Origin of the sequence: Wolbachia endosymbiont (group A) of Apoderus coryli (assembly GCF_947251615.1) — a bacterium.
Classification (GTDB): Bacteria; Pseudomonadota; Alphaproteobacteria; order Rickettsiales; family Anaplasmataceae; genus Wolbachia.
Window position 1 is genome coordinate 1,241,819 of the sequence record NZ_OX366367.1, and the last position, 25,990, is coordinate 1,267,808.

Here is a 25,990-nt window from a genome sequence, read left to right on the forward strand (position 1 = left end):
TCTCTCTATTAAACTGCTAAAGCCATATTGACATTAATCATATAGTATAAATAATTAATTATTTTGGAGCTTATTTAATATGCTACGCATCATTGCAGGCAAATATCGCGGAAGGAAAATAACTACAGGCAAGCATTTAGCTGCACGACCAACTATGAGTGTTGTCCGAGAAGCAATATTTAGTATACTTTCCTCAAGAAAACCTATTTATAACTTGAATGTACTTGATTTATTCTGTGGTAGTGGTTCTTTTTCATTTGAAGCACTTTCTCGCGGCGCTAAGCATGCATTTATGGTAGATTCAGATTATTACAATTTGCAATTGCCTAAAAAAACAGCAGAAGATTTTGGAATTACGGACAATGTCACGCTAATTTGTTGTAGTGCTAACAAATTGCCACAACCTATTTCAAAGTGCGATGTAGTTTTTATAGACCCACCTTACAATAGCAATCTGGTTGAATCAACGTTGAATGGACTAGCTCACTCAGGCTGGTTAAGTGATGATGCATTGATAATTCTAGAGATTAGGAAAAACGAAGGTTTTGAGTGCAATAAAAACTTCAGTATAATCTTGGAACGCACCTACGGTATAGCAAGAATAATTTTTCTTTCTCTATCAACTTAAACTTGTATATGCTTTTCATTGATGGGTTTCAGTTCTATTTTCGTCAAGCTTCCAAAGATACTACTTTTACAGTAGTCTTTTAGCTTAAAATTTCTATTAAATTCACCTTTCAACAAATATTTATGTGCTTTTTCAATAAATTTATTTTCTTTTTCTTCGTAACTGGTGTATTTTGTTATATCATCATTATCCTCACGATAAACTAAATGTTCTTTATGATCAGCATGAATATTTTTGCTCTTACACTCCGTGTTTTGAGGATCGTGTTCAAGTACTATATTCCATCTAAACCATTCAGATGTGTCAGATGTGGATGAATCTGGAAGTTTACCAACGAGTTGTGCTTCCTGTGGAATTACAGTATCGCCTTTCCTGCCAGCAATTAATACAGGGCATTTTGTATTCTCTATAATCTCTCGTGAATTAAATTCCAATCCGCAACGATTAAACCAAAAATTCAAGAATTTTGCAGGAAGCCGTCTCATGAAAAAATTCCCTATCCCATGAGGAAAGTTATTAGTTGCATCCTTAAGTGAGCTATAAGAATTACTATGAATTAGCGTTAAATAAATCCCTTGCTTTTCAAACCTTTTTAAAACTTCTGCTGCAATTCCTCCTCCAAGAGAGTTAGTATCCAAAATTATATCGTTCGGATGCACACCTTTTACAAGCAACATGTTTACCATTGCCATTCCAGCTTGAACTAACTTTTCACCGTTTGTTAGAAATTCATATAGCGCTACAATTTTCTTTCTTTCCAAGAGAAACTCCACGATATCTTCTATATCTTTATTTTCTCCTAACTCTTGATCGTGAGCTTCTGCATCCACTTCCTTATCGTCACCTACAAGTTCTTTTTTGTAACGCTTTATCCACTCAGGGCTAACTTCATTTTCCAAAAAGCTTTTGATTCTATGTACAACGAACCTTTTCTTAACAAAGTCAAAAAGCATCCATAGGCAAAATACGATAAAACATATGGTAGCCAAAATTGATAGCACTACTGATGCAAAAGCTAACCCTGTAAGTACCTTTTTTGATTTTTGATTCTGGTATGCCAAGTATAACGATACAATAGAAGCAGTAGAAAATATAGCAGAACATAACCATAGTGATACTATTCTCCTATTGAATTTTCTTTCTTCATCATTCAATTCTTTTTTAAAGAATTCTGGATTAACAATTCTAGAAAAATAAGGATAGTCAAAATAATGCTTAACTAACTTACTTTCTTGCTCCTTAGGTGGATTTTTACTACGAGCATTAACCTTAATACATCCAAGTACTCCAAAAAAGTTTATCACGTGTTTTGTATTTTCTTCTGGCTTGATATTACCATTGGTATGATAAATAACTTTCATTTTATCGTTAATAAATATTAAGCTATTTTAACATAAAGATCAAAAAAAACAAGAGAATATAAATATGAATAACCAGTATGATGAAAAGCTTATAAGAAATTTCCTATGATTCCTTTTAAGCGAGTTTTGAATTTTTGAAATGTCATGACATTGTTGATACGTTTATCAAGAAACGATAAAGTATCCGCAAAATCTTCTGAATAATCATTGATAAAAAAAAGTATCGTACTTAAGTACACTCCAGCTAATATTGCTCTTTTTGTATAGTAGTTAAAATCTGTTGATTGGTCATGAATGCCATACCAAATCGCGCTAATAGTTCTGTATAAAAGTTTACTAGAAAAATATGTATTTTTTGGTGATACGGAGAATGATAAAACATTTTTTAAAAGTTCTCTATAATTCGGTAGCTTAGCGTAGTTTGAAAGGCGTATTTGAATAGCTAACTTTACTCGCTCTCGCACTTTCATATCTTCTAAATTAGAATTTCTTAGTTCAGCTTCCATTGAGCTATTTAAGTCCTCTGCTATGCGCTCCAAAGCGCTATATATTCCATTCTGAAATTTGCAAAAGCTATTAGCTAGATTAAGGTCAGTGCACACCTTTAATAGGGTTTCATCGCTTATCCCTTCAAATGGAATAACCCTAATTAGCTTATCTATTATTAACTTTTGTTCCACAGTAGCATTATACTAAACATCATGTGTGATTGTACCTGAGATTTTCAAACATTCTACAAAATGCTTCGCCGCGTTCCTCGAAATCTTTCCATTGATCAAAAGAAGCACACGCGGGAGAAAGTAATATTGTTACTTCTTCTGCACTATTTAAGGCCTCTTCAAAAGCTAGTTTAAGTGCGTTTTTCAAATTGCAACATTTCACGAAATCTACTTTATTCTCCATAGTGTTTGCAAAGGCTTCGGTTGATTCCCCAATAAGAAAAGCTTTTCCAATCCTTGTGAAATGCTTGCTTAATGATTCTATTCCACCTTTTTTGCTTCTTCCACCAACGATCCAATTTATGTTTTCATAAGATAAGATCGCCTTTTCGCTCGACTTTGCATTAGTTGCTTTGCTATCGTTCACGAAAAACACATTTCTTATTTTGCCAAGCAGTTCATTCCTATGCCTCAGTCCTGAAAAGGACTTGATTCCATTGATAATAGTGTTGCTATCTACTCCAAGTAGCTTACATACGGCATATGCGGCTGCTATGTTTTCTGCGTTGGAGATTAGGTTTATTTTCACGTCGCTTACTGATAAGCTATGACTCTCTAGTTTTAACGAGATCTTCTGGATCCGAGTAGTCAAGCACTGGGATGATAAAGAGGGTGGCTGGAATGACACCGGGGAATATGTTACTGAGATTGGAATTTTGTTTCCAGTGAATTTGTTGAATATATCAGCGGTAATCTCATTGTCACATCCTATCACAGCAATCTCACTACCGTTTATCAGTTTTAATTTAGCTGCTATGTAATTCTCCATACTTCCATGTCTATCTATGTGGTCTGGTGTAATATTAAGCAGTACTGAAATGTCCACGTTAATTTCATTCATCAACTCCAATTGAAAAGAGGAAAATTCAATTACATAAATTTCTGCATCTCTTTCTAGATCCAAAACAGGAACGCCTAAATTTCCACCAATAGCTACTTTTTTCCCTGCAGATTTTAATATGTGCCCTATTAGTGATGTAGTGGTTGATTTACCATTTGTTCCTGTGACACCTATTACCTTCTGGTTTGTAGTTTTAGCTTCAAGAAATAGCTCAATGTCTGATTTTATTTTGCAATCAAAACTTCTTGCAAGTTTTACTATCCAATGTGGCTCTATTGGCACTCCAGGGCTTAAAACCAATGCACTGATCTCCTGCCAATTATATTCTTTGGGATGAATAAAATTACATTTTTTATACATCATTTTTGCATTTGCTATTTGCTCTTCATGATCATCCCATGCATATATTCTTGCACCACTCTTTATTAAAGCGTTAATGGCGGATAACCCAGTTTTACCAAGACCAAAAACTGCAACATTTTGATTTTTGTATTTGTTTAGTTGCACTGCTAGATACCTTATGCGAACTATTTTATAAAGATATCGTACAAACTACAACAGACTTCTTGCATAGGTCACAACTGTCATTCAATAGAAACAAAACTTCCTTGACAAACTCCGCCAGCCCCCTTATCATGAAACTGAAGCTATTGTATTTGCTTTCGCCAATCTGCAGATTAAAAGGTAAGGATTACTTAATGTATCGGCGTCTTATGTTCAATTTTTTGCAGTATATAGATACTGTATGTCTTTACAAAACTTCATCTACATCTAGATTTTTATCTAAATAAGCTGAATGCGCTTATAAAGCGTTACAAGACATCAAAAAATGCCAATACTCGACAGAGATAGTAAAAGACTAGCTAACTCGGGGATTCTTTGTCTTTTTTTCTGCTTAGTAAATTTCTTAAACATTTGCAGCGTAGGTTAGTTGCAATTAAAAGCAGCTGAATCTCGCTTGTCAAGCGTTTAAAACATAAAAAACGCCAATATTTTAAAGCGGATAATAACCCCAGGGCTTCTTTTGCCTTTTTTTCGTTTGGTAAATTTCTTAATATTTATAGCTAACATGAAGCTAAGTGCAAACTTTGTTAAACACAACAAATGATGTCATCCCAGTGCTCCTTTTTTTGTCATCCCAGTGCCCAGACACTGGGATCCAGGAAAGTTTGCTTGTGAGCAAGCAAACTAGCATAGAAAGTGGTTACAACGTTTTCGATGAGATTGCAGAAAGGCTGGATCCCAGTGTCTGGGCACTGGGATGACACCGTCTTGGATGGAAATCAGTGTCGGAGCACTGGGATGACACCCTGACAATCGTCATCCCGCTACGTGTTAGCGGGATCTATGCTTTGAGATACCGCGAATGAATCGCGGTATGACGGTTCATGGTGGCATGACGATAAGCTCATCATTCCGCTACTTGTTAGCGGATGAGATACCGTGACGGTATGACGGTTCGCGGCGGCATGACGATAACCTTGTCATCCCAGTGCTTGACACTGGGATCCAGTTTTCCATATAATCTCATCGAAAATGTTGTAACCATTGTCTGTGCTAGTTTGCTTGCCCACAAGCAAATTTTTCTGGATCCCAGTGTCTGGGCACTGGGATGACACCGTCTTGGATGGAAATCAGTGTCGGAGCACTGGGATGACACCCTGACAATCGTCATCCCGCTACGTGTTAGCGGGATCTATGCTTTGAGATACCGCGAATGAATCGCGGTATGACGGTGTAGATGATGGTTAAGTATCCCGCTACGTGTTAGCGGCTAAGAGATACCGCGGCGGTATGACGTAGGACTGCTGTCATGCCAGTGCTTGACACTGGAATCCAGCCTTTATTATGCAGCCACTTGGTTGAAATTAAGTCTTCTGGATCCCAGTGTCAAGCACTGGGATGACATCATCATAAAGGAACCAGTGTCAGCTACTTGAATGACATCATAGGGGCGCTGGGATGACACCCTGACAATCGTCATCCCGCTGCTTGTTAGCGGGATCTATGCTAAAGGAGATACTTGGATAACAAGAAATATAGGTACTGGAATTGCAAAGAGTTTGCAAATATTAGTTATTACCTGTAGGATATAGAGAAATTAGTAAGGATTTTAATAGGAATAATATGCCATCTGTTACTTTTATTTTACCTGATGGGAGTAAGAAAAGCTATGAAGCTGCAGAGGGAGAAACTCTGCTCAATTTAGCCCACAGAAGTGATCCAGATCTGCTTGAAGGTGCATGTGAAGGTTCTCTTGCTTGCTCTACATGCCACGTGATTGTTGATCCAGAATTTTATGATGCTGTAGAAACGCATAATCCCATATCTGATGAGGAAAACGATATGTTAGATCTGGCTTTTGGCTTAACAGAGACATCAAGACTAGGGTGCCAAATTAAAATAACAAAAGATATTGATGGTTTGTGTGTTAATATACCAAGAGGTACAAGAAATATATCGCTGGATAAACAAGGGAGTGATTAGCTATGCGTAAGGTTTTTATCTATATTATCGTCTCTTTATGCTTGTTTGTTCCAACAGCATATAGCGGTTTCTGGTATCTTTCTGCATGGAAGACAAAAAATCTTTTAGCTGAAACAATATCCTACATCAATGACGAAAAATTTGACATCTCATATGATTTTAGCGGATTTCCTTTTAATCTAATCTTCCACGTGACAAACCCAAAATTTTCCAATGAGCAATTGACTATTTCATCTAAAGCTCTACTGGTGAAAAACAGATTATTTGATAAATCAGTATATATTTATACACCAAGTAATGAAGTTGATATTACTGTTCATGGTGATGAGAAAAAGAATATAAAATGCCACACAAACGATAGCAGCCACTTTGTTGTTAGACTAAACGATTTACCATCTTCATTGCGATTCAACAGCGTGATAGACTATATAGATACACTTCGTTACGAAGATTATGGATTAAAATGTGATGTTTCAGAAAATCAGCAAAGTGTTATAACTGAAGTGAATGATAAAAGTAATTACATTCAATTTCACCTCGATAAAGAACCAAGTGGAAATACTAAACTAGGATTTGATTTTTATACTTATCGGTATAAAAATACTGCAAGTCCTGAAAGTTACCTTAGTATCGACACTAAATTTGATTACGAATTTGTAAACCACATCTCAGCTTCCAGAATTAATTTCAACATAGAGAAACTTTTAATTCAAAGTAATAATTTTTCTCTTGCTGCAGATGGTGGAGTGCAAAATTATAATTTGGTTACGTCTTCATTTAAAGACAAAATCAACGTGGCCATATCAAATTATAAAGAATTAATCTCGTTTATGATTGGTGACTCAAAAACTTCAGATGTGTTTGAAAAATTAATGTCTTCCTTATCAGAAAAAACAACTGATGATGGCATTCAATTTTCAATAAAGTACGATGATGATGTAGGGTCAAGCTTTATTGGAAAGTTATCCACTACTGATTTTATGAACCAACTTGGTAAAATAACCCAATTAACCAAGGATGAGAGCAGTAGTTAGTTTACTTTTCATATTGATATTCCACTCAGGCGTAAACGCTTTTACTCTGGATAATAAACTCAGAGATAAAAGCATGGAAAAACGAGCAACCAGTTTATTTGAAATAATAAGGTGTCCAATATGTTCTGGCGAATCATTGTCTGAATCTGGATCTCAGATTGCGTATGACATGCGAGAAGCAATTCGTAAAAAAATCAATGATGGATACACTGATGAAGAGATAATCTCAGAGTTAAAAAATTCTTACGGCAATTCAATTATAATCGTACCACCTGTAAAATCTAGCACTTACATTTTGTGGTTTATTCCACTTACAACTCTGCTTATTGGGTGTTTTCTAATACAAAGATACATCAATACAACCACTTAAACCTTTTATATATAGCTAAAGTAACTTAGGTTCACCAACAATCGTCATCCCGCTACGTGTTAGCGGCTAAGAGATACCGCGGCGGTATGACGTAGGACTGCTGTCATTCCAGCGCGTAACGCTGGAATCCAGGAATTTTATTAAGTTGGTGAGCATAAAAATAGCTGTTTTACGTTAAAATACAACGTTTTTGATGATTATGGAAAGGCTGGATTCCAGACTGGAATGACACCAAATGGGATGACATCGTCATAAAGGAACCAGTGTTAGCTACTTTCATGACACCATTCTTTTTTCTGGATCCAAGTAGTCAAGCTACTCGGATGACATTAGAACCTTCTCAAACTACAATGTTTCCATAAAGTATATAATTAACATCCACGCCTTTAGTTAGATTCCACTCACGCTTTATCACGTTGTACTCCAAGCCAGACATGTTTTGCAGCGTTACATTATTTTCTCTTAAGTGATTTGCAATTTCTGACGGCTTGAGAAATTTATTCCAGTTATGTGTACCTTTTGGCAGCCAATTTAATATGTACTCTGCACCAATTATTGCAAGGCAGAAGGATTTGATAGTTCTATTTATTGAGGATATAAAGATTAACCCCTCCGGTTTTAGCAGTTCTATTGCTCTTCTCATAAAGAATTCTAAATTATCTACATGCTCAACTACTTCCATCAGCAGAACCACGTCGTACTTCTTGTCATTGCTTAACTCTTCAATGCTGGTGTGCGTGTATTCTATATTTAACCCTACTTTTTTCGCATGTGAATGCGCTACTTTGATGTTTTCTTCACATACATCTATTCCCACAACGTTAATGCCAACGCGTGCCATTGACTCTGACAAAATGCCACCACCGCATCCAACATCAAGCAATGATAATTCTTTTAAATCGCATTTTTTTAACTCTTTTATTTTCTCAATAATGTAAGATACTCTAACAGGATTCATCATGTGCAATGGTTTGAATTTGCCGTTCTCATCCCACCACTGGCCTGCTATTTTAGCGAATTTTGATATTTCATCTTCGTTATAAGTTTTTGTTTTCTTAGAGGTTATATTGCTGAGTTTATCAAGGCGTTTTTTATGTCTGCTTTCTTTTGAAAATTCTGTTTCGAGGAATTGTTTGACTATGTCTTTTGCTAATCCACTCGCAGTAAATCCTGCACCAAGACACAGTACATTTGCGTTGCCATGCTCGCGAGCTAATTTTGCGATCTCAACACTGTTACATAAAGCAGCGTAGATTCCTTCAAAACGATTTGCCACAGTACTCATGCCCAAACCTGTACCACAAATTAATATCCCATAATTTGCTTTTTTGTTTGTTATATCTTCTACAACTTTAACAGCATAGTCTGGGTAATCTACACACTTTTGCTTAGCAGTACAGCCTTGATCTACCATTCTATAACCTAGGGTTTCCAGATAGGATTTTATTTCTGATTTTAATTCATAACCAGCATGATCTGAAGCAATTGATACCACATCTAACATATAAAAAATTATGACTCAAGGACATTTTATATGGGTAATTTATTTTGAACTTTCTGTCAAGTCATTCAATGTTCCTGACCTTTTGGGAGTTCTAAAGCTATAGCTAAGGTTTTCCTACATCATACCGCCGCGGCGCTAACACGTAGCGGAATGACTTCCCCATTCTTACCTAAATATTTCATTCCAAATGTATAAACTGGTGGCTTAATATCTGATTTATTGCATAGGATTCCAAATTGCACCTGCCCATTTATCTTCTTGAGCTTCAACATATCTACCTACAAAATGCATACCACCTAATTTATCGTTTGGCTCACCACAAAAAATATGTCCAAACCCTATAGTTTCTTTTTCACTTCCACTATTTGTAAACCAAATGTTAGCCAGTTCATCTTTAAATAACTCCAAATCCGCATCTGGCGTAATCACTTGATGATCAAGCTCATCATATATTCCTTTCACTACTTCTTGATGCTGCGGACAACTAAGTAAAATTTTGAAATCTTCTTTATCTGGATGTGCTCCTCAATCTCCACAAACTTTCAACACTCCTCTATCGAAGTCAGTTAATTCTGGAAACGGTGGCTGGTTGTGAACTAAAAAATGGTTCAAAATTGACCTTAACATTTTCTTCTACATAGCCGGTGTGAAAATAATGATCCTTAATATAAAAAATAAATCCTATTATTGGTATTATTAAACACAAAATTAGTTTAACTGTCTTCGACATAATCACGTTCACAAAAAAGCTAGCTTATAAGAAACAATTTAAAAAAGTTTTAATCTAATCATTTTTGCAGAGCAGCAACTCCCGGCATTTCATCGCCACCCAGCCAACTTAAAAACGCTCCTCCACCAGTGGAAACACATGTAAAATCCTTATCGGTAAGGCCTGCAGCGCTTATTGCAGATAGACTATCGCCTCCCCCTATTATGCTGGTTAACTTTCCTTTGTGCGTTAAGTCACTTACGACTTTCATTACCCCTATTGTACCATTTGCAAAAGCTGAATGTTCAAAAACACCAATAGGTCCATTCCACAGCAGAGTCTTACTGCTTGCTATTATACTGCTTATTGTACTCAAAGTTTGTGGTCCGATATCCAAAATTATATCACCGTCCAAAATGGACTCAGTTTTTCTTGAAATACTAGTGCTGTAATCAGAGTTTACTGCAACCAGAACGTCTTCTGGCACAACTATTTTGCAATTGTTTTTATTTGCTGTTTCAACAATATTATGTAGAAGGTCGTCAACACCATTTTGAAAGAAAGATTTCCCTATATTTACTTTGCTAAATGACAAAAAATTATTGGCTATTGCACCACCTAGAACTAGGTAATCAACCTTTTCTGTTAGCTTTATAAGCATTTTTATCTTAGTTGACATTTTGGCTCCCCCAACTATCGCAGTAATAGGTTTAGCTTTAAACGATACAGCTTTTCCAAGATACTTTAGCTCATCTTGTAAGCAAAATCCTGCATAGGAGGGTAAAAATTCTGTAATGCGTGAAATAGAAGCGTGAGCTCTGTGAGAGCAAGAAAATGCATCATTTACATATATATCCGCTAGAGATGCTAGTTGTTTGGCAAAATTTGAGTCACTTTGCTCTTCCTCTTTATAAAATCTTAGATTCTCTAGTAATATTATATCTCTTGCATCCATAGCACTCACTGCTTTTTGCACTTTTTCACCAACGCAATCATCAATGAATTTCACTTTTTTATTTAGTAACTGCGATAAAGTGTCAATTACATTTTTTAGCGACAGATTATTGTCTCTGGCCTTTGGGCGTCCGAAATGCGATATAATAATAATCTTTGCACTCGCATTTACTAAATACTGAATAGTAGGCAATGCTCTCAAAATACGAGTGACATCACGAATTTCTCCATTTTTTATAGGAACATTGAAATCAACTCTGAGTAAGACGGTTTTATTGTGAAGATCACAATTTCCTATACTAGGTATGTTCATTACAAAATTGAAGCTATAAAGTCACTATACAGCAGTTTGATCTAAAGTAAAGTTTTGAGTTATACGAACGTTTAAGGAAATTTGCATCCAGATGGTGTCATCCTAGTACCTTCTCCTGTCATCCGAGTAGCTGACTACTTGGATCCAGATTGGATACTGAGTTGGTGAGTATAAAAGTATGGCTAACGCTGACTAAGTTTCCCTACGTCATACCGCGATTCATTCGCGGTATCTTAGCATAGATCCCGCTAACACGTAGCGGGATGACGGTTGTCAGGGTGTCATCCAAGTAGCCTCTTTCTTGTCATCCCAGTGCCCAGACACTGGGATGGCTTTGTTGCATAGCAACCGAAAAAATCTGGTGGCTACTGACAAAATTCATTATAAATAACCATTTAACTGTTGAAGAAAAAATATGCCACAGAAAATGAAAGTCAGTAACCAAAACGAATATAACAAATTTCTAGAAAAAAGAGGAAATATTTTTCGTTACATCGATAAAGCTATCGAAAATTGGTATGAAATTGGGCCAAAATGCAGGGTGGCAACAATATTTACAGCAATAAAGTGGTGATTTTGATACATATAATAACCCATCTATTCAGAATAGGTTTGAGTGGGATTTTTAGAGGGATACATTGAACAAATAGGAAAAAATTTGCAGGTTATCAGCTATTCACAAGCATCAAAAGAAACTTGATATTAAGATCAATGATTGCAGAGTTGATAAAAATAACATGGAAGATATCGAAATTGCTATAGACAGTATAGGAATTAGTATATACAACAACACACAGCAAAGAAAATAGCAAAGATAGAGAGTATCGCGGCTATAAACAAGTAAGAAAATTGCACATAATGTTGAGCAAACAAGTCATAGCTACAAAATACAGTAATGGTCTGATCACTATGGAGCATTGGGGAAATTTGATGTTAAATATGCTATAAAAGCACTATATGCAGATAGGGCCTATGATAGAAAAAAAGCTCTATAAGCTGTGTAATCAATATGGCATAAAAACGAAAATTCCTCCGAAAAACAACGCAGCAGAGCATCCAAAATTGGATTATATGCTTGATAGAAATGCCGCTATTCAGTTAATGAAATTACATGGTGAGAATGGTATAAAAAGATGGAAAGAAGAAGTAAATTACGGAAAAAGATCGTATATTGAAGGATTTTTCTCAAGGTTGAAGCGAATATTTGGGTTTAGTTTTAAGAATAAATCTGAGACAAATAGAGAGAAGGAACTACTTATTAAATGCTACTTAATGAACAAATTTACTGCAATTGGTATGCCTAAATTTGAAATAGTCGCATAAAATTATTTACTCTGGAAAAAACTTACGTTGCTATGCAACAAAGCCATCCCAGTGTCGGCTACTTGGATGACACCCTCTTGGATGAAAACCAGTGTCCGCTGCTTGCATAGCATTTATCTACCAAAACAATGGTCATGCAAGAGGCTTAATGACTTTGCTTGGATGTTTGATATAATTTAAATTGTAAGGTCTAAAGAATACTAGCATGAATGAAGTGATAACATTTGGTTGTCGTCTAAATTTTTACGAGAGTGAGTTAATCAAAGAAGCATTAAAAAAAGCAAAAAGAGAAAATGTTGTTGTGGTGCATAGCTGTGCAGTGACAAACGAAGCAGAACGTCAAGTAAAGCAAAAAATACGTAAGATCTATAAAAATGACCCAAGTAAAGAAATTATCGTAGTTGGCTGTGCTGTTCAGTTGGATCCTGAATCGTATAGTGATATTCCTGGTGTAAGTAAAGTGCTCGGTAATCAAGATAAGCTAAAAGCTGAAAGTTACTTACTAAATGATGATAAAATCTTAGTCAGTGATAACCAAGCAAACAAGTCAGAACCTGTTCTAATTAATGGATTTGAAGATAAATCAAGGGCATTTATTGAAATTCAAAATGGTTGTAATCATAGCTGCACATTTTGCTCAATTACTGAGGCAAGAGGGAATAATCGATCTGTGCCAATAAACAGTATTATAGAGCAAATCAGGATCTTTATAGAAAATGGATATCAAGAAGTAGTGTTTACAGGTGTTGATATTACTGACTTTGGTACAGATTTGTTGGGTAAGCCATCACTTGGTTCAATGATTAGGAGAGTTTTAAAAGATATACCAGAGTTGAAGAGACTAAGACTTTCCTCTATCGATGTTGCTGAAGTTGACGACGAATTAATGGATTTAATAGCTAATGAGTCAAGACTTATGCCTCATTTACATTTGAGTCTACAATCTGGTAATAATTTAATACTAAAGAGAATGAAGCGTCGTCACAACAGAGAACAAGTGATAGAATTTTGTCATAAAATGAAGAGCTTGAGGCCTAATATAGCATTTGGCGCTGATATTATTGCTGGATTTCCAACAGAAACTGATGAAATGTTTCAGGATACAGTTGATTTACTGAGAAAAACAAATATAGTTTACCTACATGCTTTTCCATATTCAGAGCGGAAGAATACACCTGCTGCACGAATGCCACAAGTACCAGAGAATGTGCGTAAAGAACGAGTAAAAAATTTAAGAGAAATGAATAGAGAAATGATGAGTAGCTTTTATCAATCTTTGATAGGCACTGAACAAAGTGTTCTGGTTGAGCAAAATCATATCGGTAGAACAGAAAATTTTGCATTAGTAAAGCTTGAATCAAAAGCTCAAGCCAAGAGTATTGTGAAAGTTAATGTTAAAAGAGTGGAAAATAATTATCTAATCGGAAGTATCTTACCTTAATTTTTTGTACATTAAAGAAATATATGATATAGTAGTTATACTATAAATGATAATTATGGGTTCATTTGTGATAACTAAAATATCTATTGCTTTATTTTTAATTTTCATTCCATGTGTCTATTTTTTTATTACTTATATTAGTAATAGTACACACATTGAGCAAGTACAACCCTTAAAATTAGAAACAGACAATAATGAAAGTGTAATACGTTCTGAAGAGATTACTGAAAAAGAAATACTAATAAATGATTTAAAATATCAAGAACTTGAAAGTAGTCCTATTGAACAACCTTCTATTCTCCAAGTAGCTGATCAGAAAAATATGTGGTCACGTATTGCAGATCAAGCTGAGCCTACAAAAGAAAAATCAAAAAAACTTGATTTTTATGTTAGTGCTAACGGCGGTAAGATATACAATGATAATTCAGAAACATTTGTAAATGGTATAAAGGCAATAGGAGAAAGGCTTATTAATTTAATCGATACAGCTAATCCTAAGCTTTCTTGGGAAAAAAGCTTAGGATTAGTGCTTATCAAAGTGGGATTAGTAAATGAAATTGAGAGTATACAGAAGTTTAACGGTAAAATTGATTTCCAGTGGCTTAGGAGCGTATCTTTAGGTTACTATGCTGGGGAAAATGGCCGAGTTGATTTTGAAGCCATGTATTCTAGAGTCAATATTGAAGATAGTACTTCTCCTCTGGTATTTGATAAATCAGCAAGTATATTTGCGTTTTTGTTAAACTTCTATTATAATCCCAGCGTTCAGGATACACAATTTGCTCCGTACATCGGTCTTGGCATAGGGCCAACAGTTTTTAGATTAAAAAGGATTAATGGGTCACCCCAAAATTCAATGCCACTCAATGTTCCTTGGTTTGCTTATCAAATAAAACTTGGTGTTGATTATTCAATAATCCCAGAAGTCAAAACCTTTCTCGGCTATCGTTACTTTAGCATTCCGATACCTGTTGCAGATGACATATCTACTCACAATATTGAAGTTGGTTTGATATTTAATTTTTAGTAATGATTTAATATATATATAAATTCTTATCTTTTCTGTCTAACAAACCAAATGTTGGTACGATTGTTGCTTTTAAAAAAATGACAGTTTCTACTGTTCTAATATTATTCGCTAGCCTTTTTGACTTCTGATGCAATAAGCTTTGCTTATCTTCTCTATGTTCTATAAGCCCGCCGATTACCATAATTTCACCGCTCTTAATTTTTAACATAGAGTTCATTTCTCTGATTTCAACAATTGGAATGTCGCTATTTAATTTCATTTTACTCTGCTGTGCAACGTACTCTATATCTGGATCTTTAGTGTAGCCGTTAATTCTTGATAAAGTTGGATGTATATCCATGAATATTTCACTAGTATCAATGTTGATGCTTGGGTGGATTATTAGCACAACACCTATTGGGACGCTATTCATCTTGGTAATTAAGGTCTGATTAGAGTTTCTAGTATCTTTTTGTATATCGGAAGTAAAATAAATATGGTTTTTGGTAAATGAAATCATCGCTTGCTGATTATTTATAGCATGTACTCTAGGGCTTGAAATTACGGTTGAAGTGCCAAATTTGTCTAAATTTTTTACTAAATCTCCTAGATCACTCGCACCAAAGTTCATTGCTAGGTTAATAATGGAGTTATCTTGATTTATTATAGACTGAGTTCCATCGCGTAAGTCATTTAAGTTTATACCAGAAAGATATTTGTCATCTAACACAACTTCAACTATTTTTGCCTCTATCATTACTTGAGAAGACGCTAACTTCTTAACCTTATTAATATACTCTTCAACAGCTTTGTGAATATCTTTTCTAGCATTCAAAATAATAACACCAGCTTCTCTGTTGGATGAAAGGAATTCGCCATCATCCACCCCATTAACATCCATTATTGCATTCAAGCCTTTTTCTAATGAATTCCATAAGTCACTACTATATTGAGACTTCATAACATTATTATAGTCCCTATCAGCGTTATTTCCATCACTGTTGGTAATATTGTTACTAATGACAAAACTGCTTTGAGCAGAGTGTTGAATATTGATGAAGTCTACGTAATAATTTTGTGCGTATGGCAAGTCCTGCTCAATTCTAATTACATCATTATTTGTTGAGTAACGCAATTTGGCGCTGTTGGCTATACTCTGCATTACTTCGTTTATATTCTTATCTTTTAGCTTTAAAATAATATTACCTGATATTTTGGGATCTATGTCCAAGTTAACGTCAGAAAGTTTTCCTATCTCAATCAGCAAATCCTTTACTGATACTTCTTCACTAACATTAATAGAAATAAGCTGACTACTGGTCGTGAGATCGGGAAACTCTATTGGTAAAGGCATAATTTCTGGTATTGCCGGTTCATTACTCTCCAAAGAGGTGTTATATTGTTGCAACGAATAATCGTACTCACCTATATTATGATGATCTTCGTTGTCTATATTAGTAAGATGTTGCTTAGTAGGCAGGTGTGTGCAAGAAATAATGAAGAGGAGTATTAAGCATTTAAAAATAGCCATTAGAACAGCATACAAAATCTATACTAATAGATTTCTATAAAAATATTAAAAATGTATTTAATTTCGTTTTCATCGAGCAGATAATTGTCATATATTAGCTTGACCTACACTGGCTATAGCTAAACTGACTTAGATTTACCGACGATTTGAAAAACCGTCATCCCGCTACGTGTTAGCGGGATCTAGAGATACCGTGACGGTATGACGGTTCGCGGCGGTATAGTAACTCGTCATTCCGCTACTCGTTAGCGCCGTGGCGCATAAGTGTTGAAAGTAACACAAAAAAGACATAAAGAACTATTATTGCAAGAAAAAGGAGGCAATAATGGATCAAATAGAAAGAGTACTAAATTTAATAAAAGATGAGGATTTAGAAAGGCTAGGAAAATTAAGTGAAGTAGATAAATGTAATACTAAATTGTTGGGCAAGATTATATTTAAAGGTCTAATGAAGTTAATATTAATGGGGCAAAAAACAAGCCTAAGAGCGCTAGAAATGGTAATAAACAGGTGTATAATGGATAAGAATAGCGATAAAAGTACAGTAACATACAGTGGTTTGTCAAAAAGGTTAAAAGTTATAAATCCAGAATATTTTAAGGGAGTATATATTGATTTGATGAGCAAGATTAAAAAGCTATTACCCCAAAAAACATCAAATAACTTACATAAGTTTGATTCGACGATCATAAATTTATCGGGATATCTCATAAAAGATGGGCTAAAAATAGGCGGTAAAAGTAACGACAGTCAAGTTAAAGTGAGTGTAGGATTAAAGGATCAATTGCCGACAAGTATAAGATTTTGTAAAGGACAAGAAGAAAGTAGTGAAGATATAGCATTAGTGAGAGCAATTAATGAAGCTAAAGTTGAAAAAGAGGATATTTTATTATTTGATAGAGGAATCAGAAAAGTTGGAACTTTTGCCGAATTTGATGAAAAGGAGTACAAATTTATCACAAGAGTTAAAGTAGGAAGAAAACATGATGTTATAAGCAGGAACAAAGTTATAAGAGAACAAAAATCGGATGGATCAGAGATTTTAGAAGATATAATAGTTAATCTTTATCGTGCACGAGGTAAAGTGGCAATGATCTACGGCTAATAAAAATCAGAAATAAAATTGGAGATGAAATATGGTTTTTGACAAACTTGTTTGAAATGCCAGCTTATGAAGTAACAGAGCTATATAGGCGCAGATGGGATATAGAAGTGTTCTTTAAATTTATAAAGCAAAATCTTGGATATAAGCACTTTTTAAGCCATACTATGAATGGCATGAAGGTGTATATTTACATGATCTGCTTTGTTATTTCTTGTTTATAAAATCAAAAATAATCTACATGGGTTCAAAATAGCATTACTGCAATTCACATTGGATCTAAATGACTCTTTTATACGTTCGATTGTTTTACTGTCGGGAGGTAATTTACATGCCGTTGATCATCTCATATCACGTTATTTTTGATACTTTCAACACTTATGCGCCGTGGCGGTATAGCTATATATGTTTTTTTGCACACTTTATCTTGTACTTAAATGTAGACCAGCATAGCCTTAGTTTTTTTATATATTTTACTTCTTTCTCTGTATTTAATAATAGGCTTGAAAATAAATGGTAAGCCTATAATTGTTAAGCTTAGAGCTAGGGTTGAAAGTATACAACAGGCTTTGTGTTTACTATGTAGCTCTTTCAGATAAAGCATCAAAAATCTACAAAATTTTTTGTAATTTTCTTCGATGTTTTTTTTGCTATGAGCCTTGCTAATGAACATATCTATTGCGGTATGACCGTTATTACACTTAATGTTAAGGTCTGCACCTTTTTCTGTTAACAACTGAGCTATATCAAAATAATCCTTTTGAACAGCAAGATGTAGAGGTGCAAAACCTTGTTGTTCACAAATGTTCATATTGGCTCTAACTTCCAATAACATTTTCACAATTTTTGTATGGCCTTTTTTAACTGCCAGTAGCAAGGGAGTTCTGTTACATTTAGTAACAGCATTAACGTTTACCTTAAGCTTCAATAAGAGCTTAACTGTTTTAGTGTTACCATTATGGCTAGCTTTATGCAGCCTGGCATTACCATTAAAATCTTGATCGTTTGCTTCTATTCCCTTTGAAACAAGAAATGTTACCATTTTTCTATTATTATGCTCAATAGCGCAATCTAATGCATCAAAACCATGATTGTTTTTTGTGCAAATAAACTCTTTAGGTTTAATTTTATCGTTACTTGCTTGCTGTTTTTTTGCAATAAGCTTTACTATTTGCATTTTGTTGTTATACGCTGCTAGGAAAAGCGTAGTGTTATTTTCTGCATCTTTTGCTTCTATATTTGCACCTTTCTTTATCAGATATTCTATAATTTCTGCTCTGCTGTCATAATGTGCGGTGCATTGATAAATGGTTAAAAACAAAGGAGTACGAAAATTGTTATCTTCACATTCGAGATTTGCTCCGCTATCAATTAAAATTTGGACGCTTTTTTTAGAACCGTATAGTGAAGCTATATGAAGAGGAGTATAGCCCTCTTTGGCATCTTTTTCATTAATTTTTGCGCCTTTTGTTATCAAAAAATCTATTAATTCCGTGTCATCTTGTAGTGCAGCAAGGTGCAGTGGAGTGAATCCGTTTTTATCCTTGGAATTAATTGTCAGTTGATTAACAAAAAGTTTAGCAACTTTCTTGTGTCCATGCATAATGGCGTAATGCAGAGGGTTTCTATTTTCATTGTCTACGACATTGAAATCAGCTTCGTGCTCTAGTAATGACTTTACTCCAACTAAATCACCTTCTTTTGTGAACTTGTGCAAGAGAGTGATTCCACTTGCATCTTTTGAGTTAATATCAAATCCATTTTCTACTAATTGGTTTATATCTTCCTCACGCGCCATATTACTTCAATCTCTAATCAAACCTTTTACGTTTCAATAATACTTCTACTTAATTAAGTTTAAATGAATCTGTGAGCAATGGCTAGGATACTATGCATTCTTGCATAACAAACTTTTGGCAGCGCGTTGAGAAACGAAAAACTTACTTGACACCCTTCGCCAGCCCCCTTATTATGAAACTGAAGGTATTCAGTTATCTTCATCTGTGCAGATTAAACAGCAAAAAAACAACGTACTTGGCGTCTTATTTTTAATTTTTCGCACTATGTGCACCTTATGTCTTTATAAAACTTTTAGGTTTCTACCTATACAAGCCGAAACGCGCTTATAAAGCGTTTAAGACAGTATAGTACGCCAATTTGAAGGATTAGAGAGTGAACACTAATTACCACGGGGTTTCTTTGCCTTTTTTTCTGCTTAGTAAATTTCTTAAACATTTAAACAAAGGTGAGTTGCATTTAAAAGCAGCTAAATTGCAGTGTTTAAGACTTAAAAAACGCCAATACTGAAAATAGACAATGACTAGGGCTTCTTTTGCCTTTTTTTTCATTTGGTAAATTTCTTAATGTTTATAGCTAAAAGAGCCCAAGAGAGGTGTCATTCCAGTGCTTGACACTGGAATCCAGTTTTCCATATAATCTCATCGAAAACGTTGTAACCACTTTCTATGCTAGTTTTCTTGTTTACAAGCAAACTTTCCTGGATCCCAGTGTCTGGGCACTGGGATGACACCCATTCTTTTTCCTGGATTCCAAACTGGGATGACAGCTAGCCTGACAATCGTCATCCCGCTACTTGTTAGCGGGATCTAGAGATACCGTGACGGTATGACGTAGGACTGCTGTCATCCCGCTACTTGTTAGCGGGATCTAGAGATACCGTGGCGGTATGACGGTTCGTGGTGGCATGACGATAAAGCCTCGTCACCCCGCTACGTGTTAGCGCCGTGGCGGTATGACGGTTCGTGGTGGCATGACGATAACTTCGTCATCCCGCTGCTTGTTAGCGGCTAAGAGATACCGTGAATAAATCACGGTATGACGGTTCGCGGCGGCATGACAGCTAAGTAATTCGTCATCCCGCTGCTTGTTAGCGGGATCTAGAGATACCGCGGCGGTATGACGGTTCATGGTGGCATGACGATAACTTCGTCATCCCGCTACTTGTTAGCGGGATCTAGAGATACCGCGGCGGTATGACGGTTCGCGGTGGCATGACGATAAGGTTTATACCTTGTCATGCCAGTGCTTGACACTGGCATCCAGTTTTCTTTACAAATTCACCAAAAGTGCTTCATTCTATAACGCAAAACCCATACTCACCAAACCCAATGCATTACTTGCAATTAAGTTTCCTGGATCCCAGTGTCTGGGCACTGAGATGACAACGAAGGGCTACTTGGATGATAGGGAAGGGTGCTGGAATGAAGGTTTTTCAAATTGTCGGTAAACCTAAATCTATAATAACTATTTGCCTTTTTTCTAGGTTATGCAAGAAATCTACTGAATAACAGTAAGATTTTTCAATCCTGTTCCACAGCAAATTTTAGTGCCATGTGAGTAGTTACAGTGCTGTTGACAATCAAAATGACAAAAACTAAGATGGTGATTAGTAGTGTATAAATATTCAAGGACAAATTTTCAAATTGAGTTAGCATTTTAAAATACACAAAGGTTGGCATTATCATTGGCAAAACAAGAATTTGCGATACTCCTGATGCTAAGTTGTTTCGACCAATCATCAATGCATTTCCAGTAGCTGAAATATTAATGATTATCAGCGTATTAAATAATAAAGACACTCCAACTGCTATTGAGTGTTCAATACTATTGCCTAGAATTGCAAAGCTGAATATGGAAGAAATTACTGAAATCGGTAACCCAAATAATAACCAGTGAGCGAAAATTTTATAAGCAACTATAAGCCTAGAAGAGAGTGGCTGTATAAAGATTTGCTCTAATATTCCATCATGATAATCAGATGTAAACAAATTATTTGTAGAGATCTGCAAAACAAATGTAGCACATATCCATGTTAATGTTAACATAACTTCTTGTTTATTGTTGTTTTCAAGTGTAAATGAAGATAAACTTAACATTATAATGAAAATACATACTATATAGGTAAGATTCTTATCATTTATTACTAATTTTTTTACTGGGCCGATCATACTAGGCTTTTAAATGTTTATTATAAATTATAGTGTTTACTTTGAGGTAGTATAATTTTTTGTTCATAAGTTATATAGGTTTTATTATTTTTTTGATAATGCAATTATGGAAAAGTTACCAAAAATAAAGTCACCAGAAGATTACACTCCTTCAGAAGATGAAGAATATATGAGCGTAAAACAACTGGAATACTTCAGCTTAAAGTTACAATCAATACTCGCTGAGTTGGAGAAACAAGAACTAGAAGAGAATAGTATTGATACATACTATTCTGATGGAGATAGTGGAAACGAGGAATTAATCAAGCGTCGAAAAGATAGAAAAGAAAAAATTAAGGAGGCGTTAGAAAAAATAAAATTAGGCACTTATGGTTACTGCGATGGAACAGGAGAAGAAATAGGAGTCGAAAGACTTAAAGCTAATCCGCTTGCTATATATTGTATTGAAGAGCAAGAGAGAGTAGAAAAAGAAAAGAACGTGTACAACATTAACGATTAATTTACACATAAGTGGTGAGCCATTGGACTTCAAGAGGAGCAAGAGGCGCTAAAGTATGTTATGCTATAAAGAAAGTGGAAAATTGGACATTCTCAACTCGACTCCTGCAGATTAAAAATTAAGTTGAATTAAAAATTGGGTTTGACGCAGTTTTTTCCCATAGTTTAAGAAATTAAAAATTTAACGATTAGAATTATAATTACAGACCACAGTAAAAAATAGACTTTTCCATTTGATTTATTTTTAACTTGGATGTTTTCTAATTTTTTATCAGCTATTAGGTTTAATTTTTCTATAAGGCTAAATATCCCTTGGATTGTTTTTATGGGATAAGAACTTCTAATTTTTTCCCTATACCCTATTTTACTTTCATGTTGACTGCTTATCCACGCTTCAACTACTTTCCACATATTGATTTCTGGGTAGATCTTTCTACATGTCCCTTCTAGTAAAATCATAGTTTTCTGCAGCAATAACAATTGTGTTTGAACTTTCATATCAAAATCACCCGTTATTTTTAATAGCTGAGCAAGTAAACTAGCAAATGAAATTTTCTGTATAGGCTGCCCAATAATGGGTTCACCTATTGCCCTGCAAGCTGTGACAAAATTTCTATGCTGTGATGAAACGTAACCAGCTTTAAAGTGCATTTTTGCAACGTGATCATAATCCCGATTTAAAAAGCCTTTGAGTATCTCTATAACGTAATAGCATGTCTCACGATCTATTCTACCCATGATTCCACAATCCAGGGCAATAATATTGTTATTACTATCAACCATTAGATTTCCAGGATGCATATCAGCATGAAAAAAACAATCCCTGTATACCTGATTACAAAACGATTCTATAAGGTTGATAGCTATTTGCTTACGATTATTCAGTTTTTCAACTTCGTATATTGGCGTTGCTTCTATCCATTCTAATGTTAAAACCTTTTTCGAAATTCTATTCCAATCTACTTCAGGTACGTAAAAACCTCTGTCATTTTTTGTGTTTTCCTTTAGTTCCGAAGAGTGAGCAGCTTCAAAACGTAGATCTAACTCTAATCGGCAAATTTCAGCAAAAGTTTTGACTAATTCAATCGGCTTCAGCCTTTTTGATTGTTCGCTAAATTTTTCTGCAATTTCCGCAAGCCAAGAAAGCATCTTTATATCCCTTGAGAATGTTTTCTCAATATTTGGCCTTAAAACCTTCACAGCAACTTCTTTACCCTCAGTTGTAACCGCTCTATGCACCTGAGAAATCGATGCTGCTGCAATTGGCTTTTCAGAAAAGCTTGAAAAAATGTCGCTCAATTTACAATTAAACTCACTTTCTATAGTTTTAACTGCTATTTTATGTGAAAACGATGGCAATCTATCACATATCAATAATAAGTTATTTGTTATATCCTCATTTAAAACATCAGTACGTGATGAGATAGACTGCCCAAACTTAATGAACACCGGACCTAATTTTTCAAGAGCACGCTTTAGTTTATGGCCTTGTATCTTATTTATTGATTTCTTTGATGGTGGAAGTAAATAAGGTAATATATTGTAACGCGTCAGCACTGTAGTTATGTGCAGAAGACGCAAAATATTTTGAATCATTTCGCTGCGTAACTGCTAAAGATTTCATTTAGGGTTTTATTCTTCATAATCTCACCAGGCTTACCTTGGCAGTAGACAGTATTATTTATACAAATTATGTAATCTGAGCATGGTAGAGCAGAGTTAAGATCATGAGAAGTCATAAGAATCGACACTAATCGATTTTTTGCTATTTTGCTTATAATATCATAGAACTTAGCCCGTGCGTTAATATCCATTGCACTAACTGGTTCATCTAGAATGATCAAGTCAGGCTCTGCGATTAAACAACGTGCAAGCAGTAGTAGTTGTGTTTGCCCTGCAGAAATTTCTAACACTTGATTCTTCAAAATGTTACCGATACCAACCAACTCTATCGCTTCTGTAATAATGGATTGATTTTTCTTTGGTCTTTTCAAGGAGCTATTTAAAAGGAAATATTCAACTGTTATTGGCATCAAATTACTAACACTAAAATTTTGCGGCATATAGCCAATTTTTATGTTGTCAGCAAATACGATACTACCAGTACAGCTTTTATTTATGCCAGCAATTGCTTTCACTAAAGAGGTTTTACCTCCACCATTTGGACCAAGTATTGTAATTACGTCTCCTCTTTCCATGAACATATTGATATTGTCAAGGATTCTTTTACCATCATATGTGAGAGCAAGATTTTCTATTTTTAGAACATGATTATTGACATTATTTAACTTATTGACAAAATTTAACTTCTTCTCAACGTTTATATGAGACATTTACTGACTTTTTTTCTATTACTTTCATTTACACTATACTATAATATTGCTTTTTCATCCAATTTAAAAGTTGTAGCTACAATCAAACCTATCCACTCACTTGTGGCTTCTGTTACAGAAGGGATTTTAGAACCGGAATTGCTTGGCTATGCAACATCTGCGCATAATTATATATTAAAGCCATCTGATGCGAGTAATTTGGAATCAAGTGATGTCATATTTTACACTGACGATAACTTAGAGACGTTTGTTCAAACTTTCGCTAAAAATAATAAAGAACTAGTGCAATTGTCAAAGGCAATCAACCTACTTCCTGCTCGGCCACATTCATTTTCTAGAAAAATCACTAATATTCAAGATGAAAAAGACCTACACATTTGGCTGAGTCCCGAAAATGCAAAGAGCATGATACTTTTTATAAGTGCAACATTGTCTAACATAGATAAAGAAAATTCCCATCGATACAACTCTAATGCAACAAAAGCTATAAAAAAAATAGACCAAGAAGTAAAAGAAATCATGAAAGAACTGAATGATTTTAAAAATCAAAAATACATCGTCACTCATGATGCTTATCAATATTTTGAAAAATATTTTGGTTTAAATCACCCAAGCGCCATTCTTTCTATAGAAGAGGATTCTTACATAGGTATGAAGAGTTTAATGAAGCTAAAAAAGATAATGAAGGAAGAAAACGTTAAATGTATATTTGCTCATTCACAGGAAGATAGCATAAAGCCTAATGCCCTTTCTAATAACGCAAAAATGGTAGTTCTTGATCCTATTGGATCAGACATAGAGCCTGGAAAAGATGCATATCTAGCTATAATCAATAGCATTGCACAAAATTTTAAGTCTTGTTTTGTTGAGTAATAAGCTCCCTTTTAGCTTACTGTTTTATTGTTCTACAAATCAAGAAGAAGTGAGTTTACAACAAATGGTGTCATTCCAGTGCTTGACACTGGAATCCAGCTTTTTCATAATCATCAAAACGTTGTATTTTAACATAAAACGGCTACTTTTATGCTTACTAACTTAATAAAATTCCTGGATCCCAGTGTCAAGCACTGGGATGACATCGTAGGGGTGCTGGCCTGATAACCGTCATCCCGCTACTTGTTAGCGGGATCTAGAGATACCGCGAATGAATCGCGGTATGACGGTTCGCGGCGGCATGACGATAAGGTTTATACCTTGTCATCCCAGTGCTTGACACCGGGATTGATTTATCTTGTCTACCTTATTTTGCCACTCCGCTGAACGGATACCATATTATGCAGGTTTAGAATTATGCTTTATTCTTACGTTTATGTCTTGGCCCAATGCAATCAATAAGTTAAGCAAGTATTCTAAGGAGAACCCTTCGACTCTTGATCTATTGATTTGAGATACTTTAGGCTGATCAATCTTTAGAGCGTTTGCTGCTTTTTTCTGTGTTGTGTACTGCTTACTTATTAATTGTGCAATGATCTTTATTAATTTCAGTTTTGTATCTTTTACATCCCCCAACTCTACTATTATAGGATAACTTAATTGTAAATTTTGCATAATAATAAAATTCCTTATAAAAAAATTACTTTAGTTTTTCTTCTTTAAATAACACATGCCTTCTGACTACTGGGTCATACTTCCTAAACTCCAGTTTTCTGGTGAGCTTTTTTGGATTACGCTTTTTTACATAAAAATAGCCAGTTGATTTTTCTTCACCAGTTTTTGTTGTCTTGATTGCAGTGCTGACTAACTTAACAAGCAAAGAAGCATTTTTTTTCGTCATACTTATAATGATATAATAAATTCTATGCGAGTTTATTACGCAAAACACTAAAAGTCAACCGAATAATGCAGATCGTAAAATTCTTGACAAT

General features: G+C 34.8%; 32 protein-coding genes and 2 pseudogenes. 16 read left to right on the forward strand and 18 right to left on the reverse strand.

Annotated elements, in window-relative coordinates; all coding sequences use genetic code 11:
- The first annotated feature begins 79 nt into the window (after positions 1 to 79).
- Positions 80 to 628 (forward strand): 16S rRNA (guanine(966)-N(2))-methyltransferase RsmD, encoded by a 549-nt coding sequence (gene rsmD, locus OPR43_RS06365; protein WP_265034582.1) that lies wholly within the window; start codon positions 80 to 82, stop codon positions 626 to 628.
- Here the strand turns inward: rsmD and OPR43_RS06370 are convergent.
- From OPR43_RS06370 to murD, 3 genes are all read right to left on the reverse strand, one after another.
- Positions 625 to 1,989, reverse strand: a complete 1,365-nt coding sequence (locus OPR43_RS06370; protein ID WP_265034583.1) for a hypothetical protein — start codon at positions 1,987 to 1,989, stop codon at positions 625 to 627. The two genes, rsmD and OPR43_RS06370, sit on opposite strands and share 4 nt — an antisense overlap.
- An 89-nt stretch (positions 1,990 to 2,078) precedes the next feature.
- Positions 2,079 to 2,669, reverse strand: a complete 591-nt coding sequence (locus OPR43_RS06375; RefSeq protein WP_265026269.1) for a COQ9 family protein — start codon at positions 2,667 to 2,669, stop codon at positions 2,079 to 2,081.
- Positions 2,670 to 2,688: 19 nt separating this feature from the next.
- Entirely contained in the window at positions 2,689 to 4,080 is a 1,392-nt protein-coding gene (murD, locus tag OPR43_RS06380) for a UDP-N-acetylmuramoyl-L-alanine--D-glutamate ligase (RefSeq protein ID WP_265035693.1), read from the reverse strand.
- Positions 4,081 to 4,637: 557 nt separating this feature from the next.
- Here murD and OPR43_RS06385 point away from each other — a divergent pair.
- The gene (locus OPR43_RS06385) at positions 4,638 to 4,814 is read left to right on the forward strand and encodes a hypothetical protein (RefSeq protein WP_265034584.1); all 177 of its coding nucleotides are present in this window, start codon (positions 4,638 to 4,640) and stop codon (positions 4,812 to 4,814) included.
- Between the two features lie 161 nt (positions 4,815 to 4,975).
- On the opposite strand, the gene OPR43_RS06390 is transcribed toward OPR43_RS06385, so the two are convergent.
- Together OPR43_RS06390 and OPR43_RS06400 are read right to left on the reverse strand one after the other, a co-directional pair.
- Positions 4,976 to 5,224: a hypothetical protein gene (locus tag OPR43_RS06390; RefSeq protein ID WP_265034585.1), complete on the reverse strand. Its 249-nt coding sequence runs from the start codon at positions 5,222 to 5,224 to the stop codon at positions 4,976 to 4,978.
- A 171-nt stretch (positions 5,225 to 5,395) separates the two neighbouring features.
- Complete coding sequence (locus OPR43_RS06400) at positions 5,396 to 5,533, reverse strand: hypothetical protein (RefSeq protein WP_265034586.1); 138 nt, start codon at positions 5,531 to 5,533, stop codon at positions 5,396 to 5,398.
- A 143-nt stretch (positions 5,534 to 5,676) separates the two neighbouring features.
- Between OPR43_RS06400 and OPR43_RS06405 the strand changes: the two genes are divergently transcribed.
- The 3 genes from OPR43_RS06405 to OPR43_RS06415 are packed head-to-tail and all read left to right on the forward strand — an operon-like array spanning position 5,677 to position 7,440.
- On the forward strand, positions 5,677 to 6,036 hold the full coding sequence (locus tag OPR43_RS06405; protein WP_265034587.1) for a ferredoxin family 2Fe-2S iron-sulfur cluster binding protein: 360 nt from the start codon (positions 5,677 to 5,679) through the stop codon (positions 6,034 to 6,036).
- 2 nt (positions 6,037 to 6,038) lie between these two features.
- The gene (locus OPR43_RS06410) at positions 6,039 to 7,070 is read left to right on the forward strand and encodes a hypothetical protein (RefSeq protein WP_265034588.1); all 1,032 of its coding nucleotides are present in this window, start codon (positions 6,039 to 6,041) and stop codon (positions 7,068 to 7,070) included.
- The gene (locus tag OPR43_RS06415; RefSeq protein ID WP_265034589.1) at positions 7,054 to 7,440 is read left to right on the forward strand and encodes a cytochrome c-type biogenesis protein; all 387 of its coding nucleotides are present in this window, start codon (positions 7,054 to 7,056) and stop codon (positions 7,438 to 7,440) included. Before OPR43_RS06410 ends, OPR43_RS06415 begins: the two co-directional genes overlap by 17 nt.
- Before the next feature lie 340 nt (positions 7,441 to 7,780).
- Here the strand turns inward: OPR43_RS06415 and ubiG are convergent, their stop codons facing one another.
- From ubiG to OPR43_RS06430, 3 genes and pseudogenes are all read right to left on the reverse strand, one after another.
- The gene (ubiG, locus tag OPR43_RS06420) at positions 7,781 to 8,944 is read right to left on the reverse strand and encodes a bifunctional 2-polyprenyl-6-hydroxyphenol methylase/3-demethylubiquinol 3-O-methyltransferase UbiG (RefSeq protein ID WP_265034590.1); all 1,164 of its coding nucleotides are present in this window, start codon (positions 8,942 to 8,944) and stop codon (positions 7,781 to 7,783) included.
- A gap of 152 nt (positions 8,945 to 9,096) precedes the next feature.
- Positions 9,097 to 9,674: pseudogene (locus OPR43_RS08535) on the reverse strand (EndoU domain-containing protein); the annotation flags it as partial.
- A gap of 58 nt (positions 9,675 to 9,732) precedes the next feature.
- Positions 9,733 to 10,920, reverse strand: coding sequence for a phosphoglycerate kinase (locus tag OPR43_RS06430; RefSeq protein WP_265034592.1), 1,188 nt, complete (start codon positions 10,918 to 10,920; stop codon positions 9,733 to 9,735).
- 415 nt (positions 10,921 to 11,335) lie between these two features.
- Between OPR43_RS06430 and OPR43_RS08540 the strand changes: the two are divergent.
- From OPR43_RS08540 to OPR43_RS06455, 4 genes and pseudogenes are all read left to right on the forward strand, one after another.
- Positions 11,336 to 12,243 (forward strand): annotated as a pseudogene (locus tag OPR43_RS08540) (transposase).
- A gap of 27 nt (positions 12,244 to 12,270) precedes the next feature.
- The gene (locus OPR43_RS06445; protein WP_265026175.1) at positions 12,271 to 12,423 is read left to right on the forward strand and encodes a hypothetical protein; all 153 of its coding nucleotides are present in this window, start codon (positions 12,271 to 12,273) and stop codon (positions 12,421 to 12,423) included.
- Positions 12,424 to 12,448: 25 nt separating this feature from the next.
- A complete protein-coding gene (gene mtaB, locus OPR43_RS06450) occupies positions 12,449 to 13,684 on the forward strand; it encodes a tRNA (N(6)-L-threonylcarbamoyladenosine(37)-C(2))-methylthiotransferase MtaB (protein WP_265034594.1) in 1,236 nt (411 codons plus the stop codon).
- Positions 13,685 to 13,751: 67 nt separating this feature from the next.
- Entirely contained in the window at positions 13,752 to 14,711 is a 960-nt protein-coding gene (locus OPR43_RS06455; RefSeq protein WP_265034595.1) for an outer membrane protein, read from the forward strand.
- Positions 14,712 to 14,718: 7 nt separating this feature from the next.
- On the opposite strand, the gene OPR43_RS06460 is transcribed toward OPR43_RS06455, so the two are convergent.
- Together OPR43_RS06460 and OPR43_RS06465 are read right to left on the reverse strand one after the other, a co-directional pair.
- Positions 14,719 to 16,224, reverse strand: a complete 1,506-nt coding sequence (locus OPR43_RS06460; protein ID WP_265034596.1) for a type II secretion system protein GspD — start codon at positions 16,222 to 16,224, stop codon at positions 14,719 to 14,721.
- Positions 16,225 to 16,389: 165 nt separating this feature from the next.
- Positions 16,390 to 16,515 carry a hypothetical protein gene (locus tag OPR43_RS06465; protein ID WP_265034597.1) on the reverse strand — a complete coding sequence of 42 codons (126 nt, stop codon included), beginning with the start codon at positions 16,513 to 16,515 and terminating at the stop codon, positions 16,390 to 16,392.
- A 34-nt stretch (positions 16,516 to 16,549) separates the two neighbouring features.
- Here OPR43_RS06465 and OPR43_RS06470 point away from each other — a divergent pair, with 34 nt between their 5' ends.
- Together OPR43_RS06470 and OPR43_RS08270 are read left to right on the forward strand one after the other, a co-directional pair.
- On the forward strand, positions 16,550 to 17,329 hold the full coding sequence (locus OPR43_RS06470) for a hypothetical protein (protein WP_265034540.1): 780 nt from the start codon (positions 16,550 to 16,552) through the stop codon (positions 17,327 to 17,329).
- Positions 17,330 to 17,385: 56 nt separating this feature from the next.
- Positions 17,386 to 17,550 carry a transposase gene (locus tag OPR43_RS08270; protein ID WP_353285420.1) on the forward strand — a complete coding sequence of 55 codons (165 nt, stop codon included), beginning with the start codon at positions 17,386 to 17,388 and terminating at the stop codon, positions 17,548 to 17,550.
- 209 nt (positions 17,551 to 17,759) lie between these two features.
- On the opposite strand, the gene OPR43_RS06475 is transcribed toward OPR43_RS08270, so the two are convergent.
- The 3 genes from OPR43_RS06475 to OPR43_RS06485 all read right to left on the reverse strand — a co-directional run bounded on the left by OPR43_RS06475 (position 17,760) and on the right by OPR43_RS06485 (position 20,254).
- Positions 17,760 to 19,124, reverse strand: coding sequence for an ankyrin repeat domain-containing protein (locus OPR43_RS06475; protein ID WP_265034598.1), 1,365 nt, complete (start codon positions 19,122 to 19,124; stop codon positions 17,760 to 17,762).
- Between the two features lie 597 nt (positions 19,125 to 19,721).
- Positions 19,722 to 19,856, reverse strand: coding sequence for a hypothetical protein (locus OPR43_RS06480; RefSeq protein ID WP_265035739.1), 135 nt, complete (start codon positions 19,854 to 19,856; stop codon positions 19,722 to 19,724).
- 206 nt (positions 19,857 to 20,062) lie between these two features.
- Entirely contained in the window at positions 20,063 to 20,254 is a 192-nt protein-coding gene (locus OPR43_RS06485; RefSeq protein WP_265034599.1) for a hypothetical protein, read from the reverse strand.
- Between the two features lie 118 nt (positions 20,255 to 20,372).
- Here OPR43_RS06485 and OPR43_RS06490 point away from each other — a divergent pair, with 118 nt between their 5' ends.
- Positions 20,373 to 20,573, forward strand: coding sequence for a hypothetical protein (locus OPR43_RS06490; protein ID WP_265034600.1), 201 nt, complete (start codon positions 20,373 to 20,375; stop codon positions 20,571 to 20,573).
- 73 nt (positions 20,574 to 20,646) lie between these two features.
- Here OPR43_RS06490 and OPR43_RS06495 read toward each other — a convergent pair whose 3' ends face one another.
- A complete protein-coding gene (locus OPR43_RS06495; RefSeq protein WP_265034601.1) occupies positions 20,647 to 21,294 on the reverse strand; it encodes a heme exporter protein CcmB in 648 nt (215 codons plus the stop codon).
- Positions 21,295 to 21,400: 106 nt separating this feature from the next.
- Here OPR43_RS06495 and OPR43_RS06500 point away from each other — a divergent pair, with 106 nt between their 5' ends.
- Positions 21,401 to 21,793, forward strand: coding sequence for a TraR/DksA family transcriptional regulator (locus tag OPR43_RS06500; protein ID WP_064124828.1), 393 nt, complete (start codon positions 21,401 to 21,403; stop codon positions 21,791 to 21,793).
- A 164-nt stretch (positions 21,794 to 21,957) separates the two neighbouring features.
- Here OPR43_RS06500 and ubiB read toward each other — a convergent pair whose 3' ends face one another.
- Positions 21,958 to 23,388 (reverse strand): 2-polyprenylphenol 6-hydroxylase, encoded by a 1,431-nt coding sequence (gene ubiB / locus OPR43_RS06505; protein WP_265034602.1) that lies wholly within the window; start codon positions 23,386 to 23,388, stop codon positions 21,958 to 21,960.
- Complete coding sequence (locus OPR43_RS06510; protein ID WP_265026426.1) at positions 23,385 to 24,125, reverse strand: metal ABC transporter ATP-binding protein; 741 nt, start codon at positions 24,123 to 24,125, stop codon at positions 23,385 to 23,387. The genes ubiB and OPR43_RS06510 overlap by 4 nt, the downstream gene beginning before the upstream one ends.
- On the opposite strand from OPR43_RS06510, the gene OPR43_RS06515 reads away from it, so the two are divergent.
- From OPR43_RS06515 to OPR43_RS06525, 3 genes are all read left to right on the forward strand, one after another.
- Positions 24,117 to 24,998, forward strand: coding sequence for a zinc ABC transporter substrate-binding protein (locus tag OPR43_RS06515; protein WP_265034603.1), 882 nt, complete (start codon positions 24,117 to 24,119; stop codon positions 24,996 to 24,998). The two genes, OPR43_RS06510 and OPR43_RS06515, sit on opposite strands and share 9 nt — an antisense overlap.
- The gene (locus OPR43_RS06520) at positions 24,988 to 25,164 is read left to right on the forward strand and encodes a hypothetical protein (RefSeq protein ID WP_265034604.1); all 177 of its coding nucleotides are present in this window, start codon (positions 24,988 to 24,990) and stop codon (positions 25,162 to 25,164) included. The genes OPR43_RS06515 and OPR43_RS06520 overlap by 11 nt, the downstream gene beginning before the upstream one ends.
- Before the next feature lie 77 nt (positions 25,165 to 25,241).
- Positions 25,242 to 25,385, forward strand: a complete 144-nt coding sequence (locus OPR43_RS06525) for a hypothetical protein (protein ID WP_174515970.1) — start codon at positions 25,242 to 25,244, stop codon at positions 25,383 to 25,385.
- A gap of 12 nt (positions 25,386 to 25,397) precedes the next feature.
- Here the strand turns inward: OPR43_RS06525 and OPR43_RS06530 are convergent, their stop codons facing one another.
- Positions 25,398 to 25,673, reverse strand: coding sequence for a helix-turn-helix domain-containing protein (locus OPR43_RS06530; protein ID WP_265026428.1), 276 nt, complete (start codon positions 25,671 to 25,673; stop codon positions 25,398 to 25,400).
- A 25-nt stretch (positions 25,674 to 25,698) separates the two neighbouring features.
- Entirely contained in the window at positions 25,699 to 25,899 is a 201-nt protein-coding gene (gene rpmG, locus OPR43_RS06535; protein WP_265026429.1) for a 50S ribosomal protein L33, read from the reverse strand.
- Positions 25,900 to 25,990 lie beyond the last annotated feature (91 nt).

What these genes read in the sequence shown, in the direction of transcription:
- rsmD (WP_265034582.1), top strand. Translation starts at nt 80, where the DNA reads ATGCTACGCATCATTGCAGGCAAATATCGCGGAAGGAAAATAACTACA.
- OPR43_RS06370 (WP_265034583.1), bottom strand. Translation starts at nt 1,989, where the DNA reads ATGAAAGTTATTTATCATACCAATGGTAATATCAAGCCAGAAGAAAAT.
- OPR43_RS06390 (WP_265034585.1), bottom strand. Translation starts at nt 5,224, where the DNA reads ATGACGATTGTCAGGGTGTCATCCCAGTGCTCCGACACTGATTTCCAT.
- OPR43_RS06400 (WP_265034586.1), bottom strand. Translation starts at nt 5,533, where the DNA reads ATGACGATTGTCAGGGTGTCATCCCAGCGCCCCTATGATGTCATTCAA.
- OPR43_RS06405 (WP_265034587.1), top strand. Translation starts at nt 5,677, where the DNA reads ATGCCATCTGTTACTTTTATTTTACCTGATGGGAGTAAGAAAAGCTAT.
- OPR43_RS06410 (WP_265034588.1), top strand. Translation starts at nt 6,039, where the DNA reads ATGCGTAAGGTTTTTATCTATATTATCGTCTCTTTATGCTTGTTTGTT.
- OPR43_RS06415 (WP_265034589.1), top strand. Translation starts at nt 7,054, where the DNA reads ATGAGAGCAGTAGTTAGTTTACTTTTCATATTGATATTCCACTCAGGC.
- ubiG (WP_265034590.1), bottom strand. Translation starts at nt 8,944, where the DNA reads ATGTTAGATGTGGTATCAATTGCTTCAGATCATGCTGGTTATGAATTA.
- OPR43_RS06430 (WP_265034592.1), bottom strand. Translation starts at nt 10,920, where the DNA reads ATGAACATACCTAGTATAGGAAATTGTGATCTTCACAATAAAACCGTC.
- mtaB (WP_265034594.1), top strand. Translation starts at nt 12,449, where the DNA reads ATGAATGAAGTGATAACATTTGGTTGTCGTCTAAATTTTTACGAGAGT.
- OPR43_RS06460 (WP_265034596.1), bottom strand. Translation starts at nt 16,224, where the DNA reads ATGGCTATTTTTAAATGCTTAATACTCCTCTTCATTATTTCTTGCACA.
- OPR43_RS06465 (WP_265034597.1), bottom strand. Translation starts at nt 16,515, where the DNA reads ATGTCTTTTTTGTGTTACTTTCAACACTTATGCGCCACGGCGCTAACG.
- OPR43_RS06470 (WP_265034540.1), top strand. Translation starts at nt 16,550, where the DNA reads ATGGATCAAATAGAAAGAGTACTAAATTTAATAAAAGATGAGGATTTA.
- OPR43_RS08270 (WP_353285420.1), top strand. Translation starts at nt 17,386, where the DNA reads ATGCCAGCTTATGAAGTAACAGAGCTATATAGGCGCAGATGGGATATA.
- OPR43_RS06475 (WP_265034598.1), bottom strand. Translation starts at nt 19,124, where the DNA reads ATGGCGCGTGAGGAAGATATAAACCAATTAGTAGAAAATGGATTTGAT.
- OPR43_RS06485 (WP_265034599.1), bottom strand. Translation starts at nt 20,254, where the DNA reads ATGAACCGTCATACCGCCGCGGTATCTCTAGATCCCGCTAACAAGCAG.
- OPR43_RS06495 (WP_265034601.1), bottom strand. Translation starts at nt 21,294, where the DNA reads ATGATCGGCCCAGTAAAAAAATTAGTAATAAATGATAAGAATCTTACC.
- OPR43_RS06500 (WP_064124828.1), top strand. Translation starts at nt 21,401, where the DNA reads ATGGAAAAGTTACCAAAAATAAAGTCACCAGAAGATTACACTCCTTCA.
- ubiB (WP_265034602.1), bottom strand. Translation starts at nt 23,388, where the DNA reads ATGATTCAAAATATTTTGCGTCTTCTGCACATAACTACAGTGCTGACG.
- OPR43_RS06515 (WP_265034603.1), top strand. Translation starts at nt 24,117, where the DNA reads ATGAGACATTTACTGACTTTTTTTCTATTACTTTCATTTACACTATAC.
- OPR43_RS06510 (WP_265026426.1), bottom strand. Translation starts at nt 24,125, where the DNA reads ATGTCTCATATAAACGTTGAGAAGAAGTTAAATTTTGTCAATAAGTTA.
- OPR43_RS06530 (WP_265026428.1), bottom strand. Translation starts at nt 25,673, where the DNA reads ATGCAAAATTTACAATTAAGTTATCCTATAATAGTAGAGTTGGGGGAT.
- rpmG (WP_265026429.1), bottom strand. Translation starts at nt 25,899, where the DNA reads ATGACGAAAAAAAATGCTTCTTTGCTTGTTAAGTTAGTCAGCACTGCA.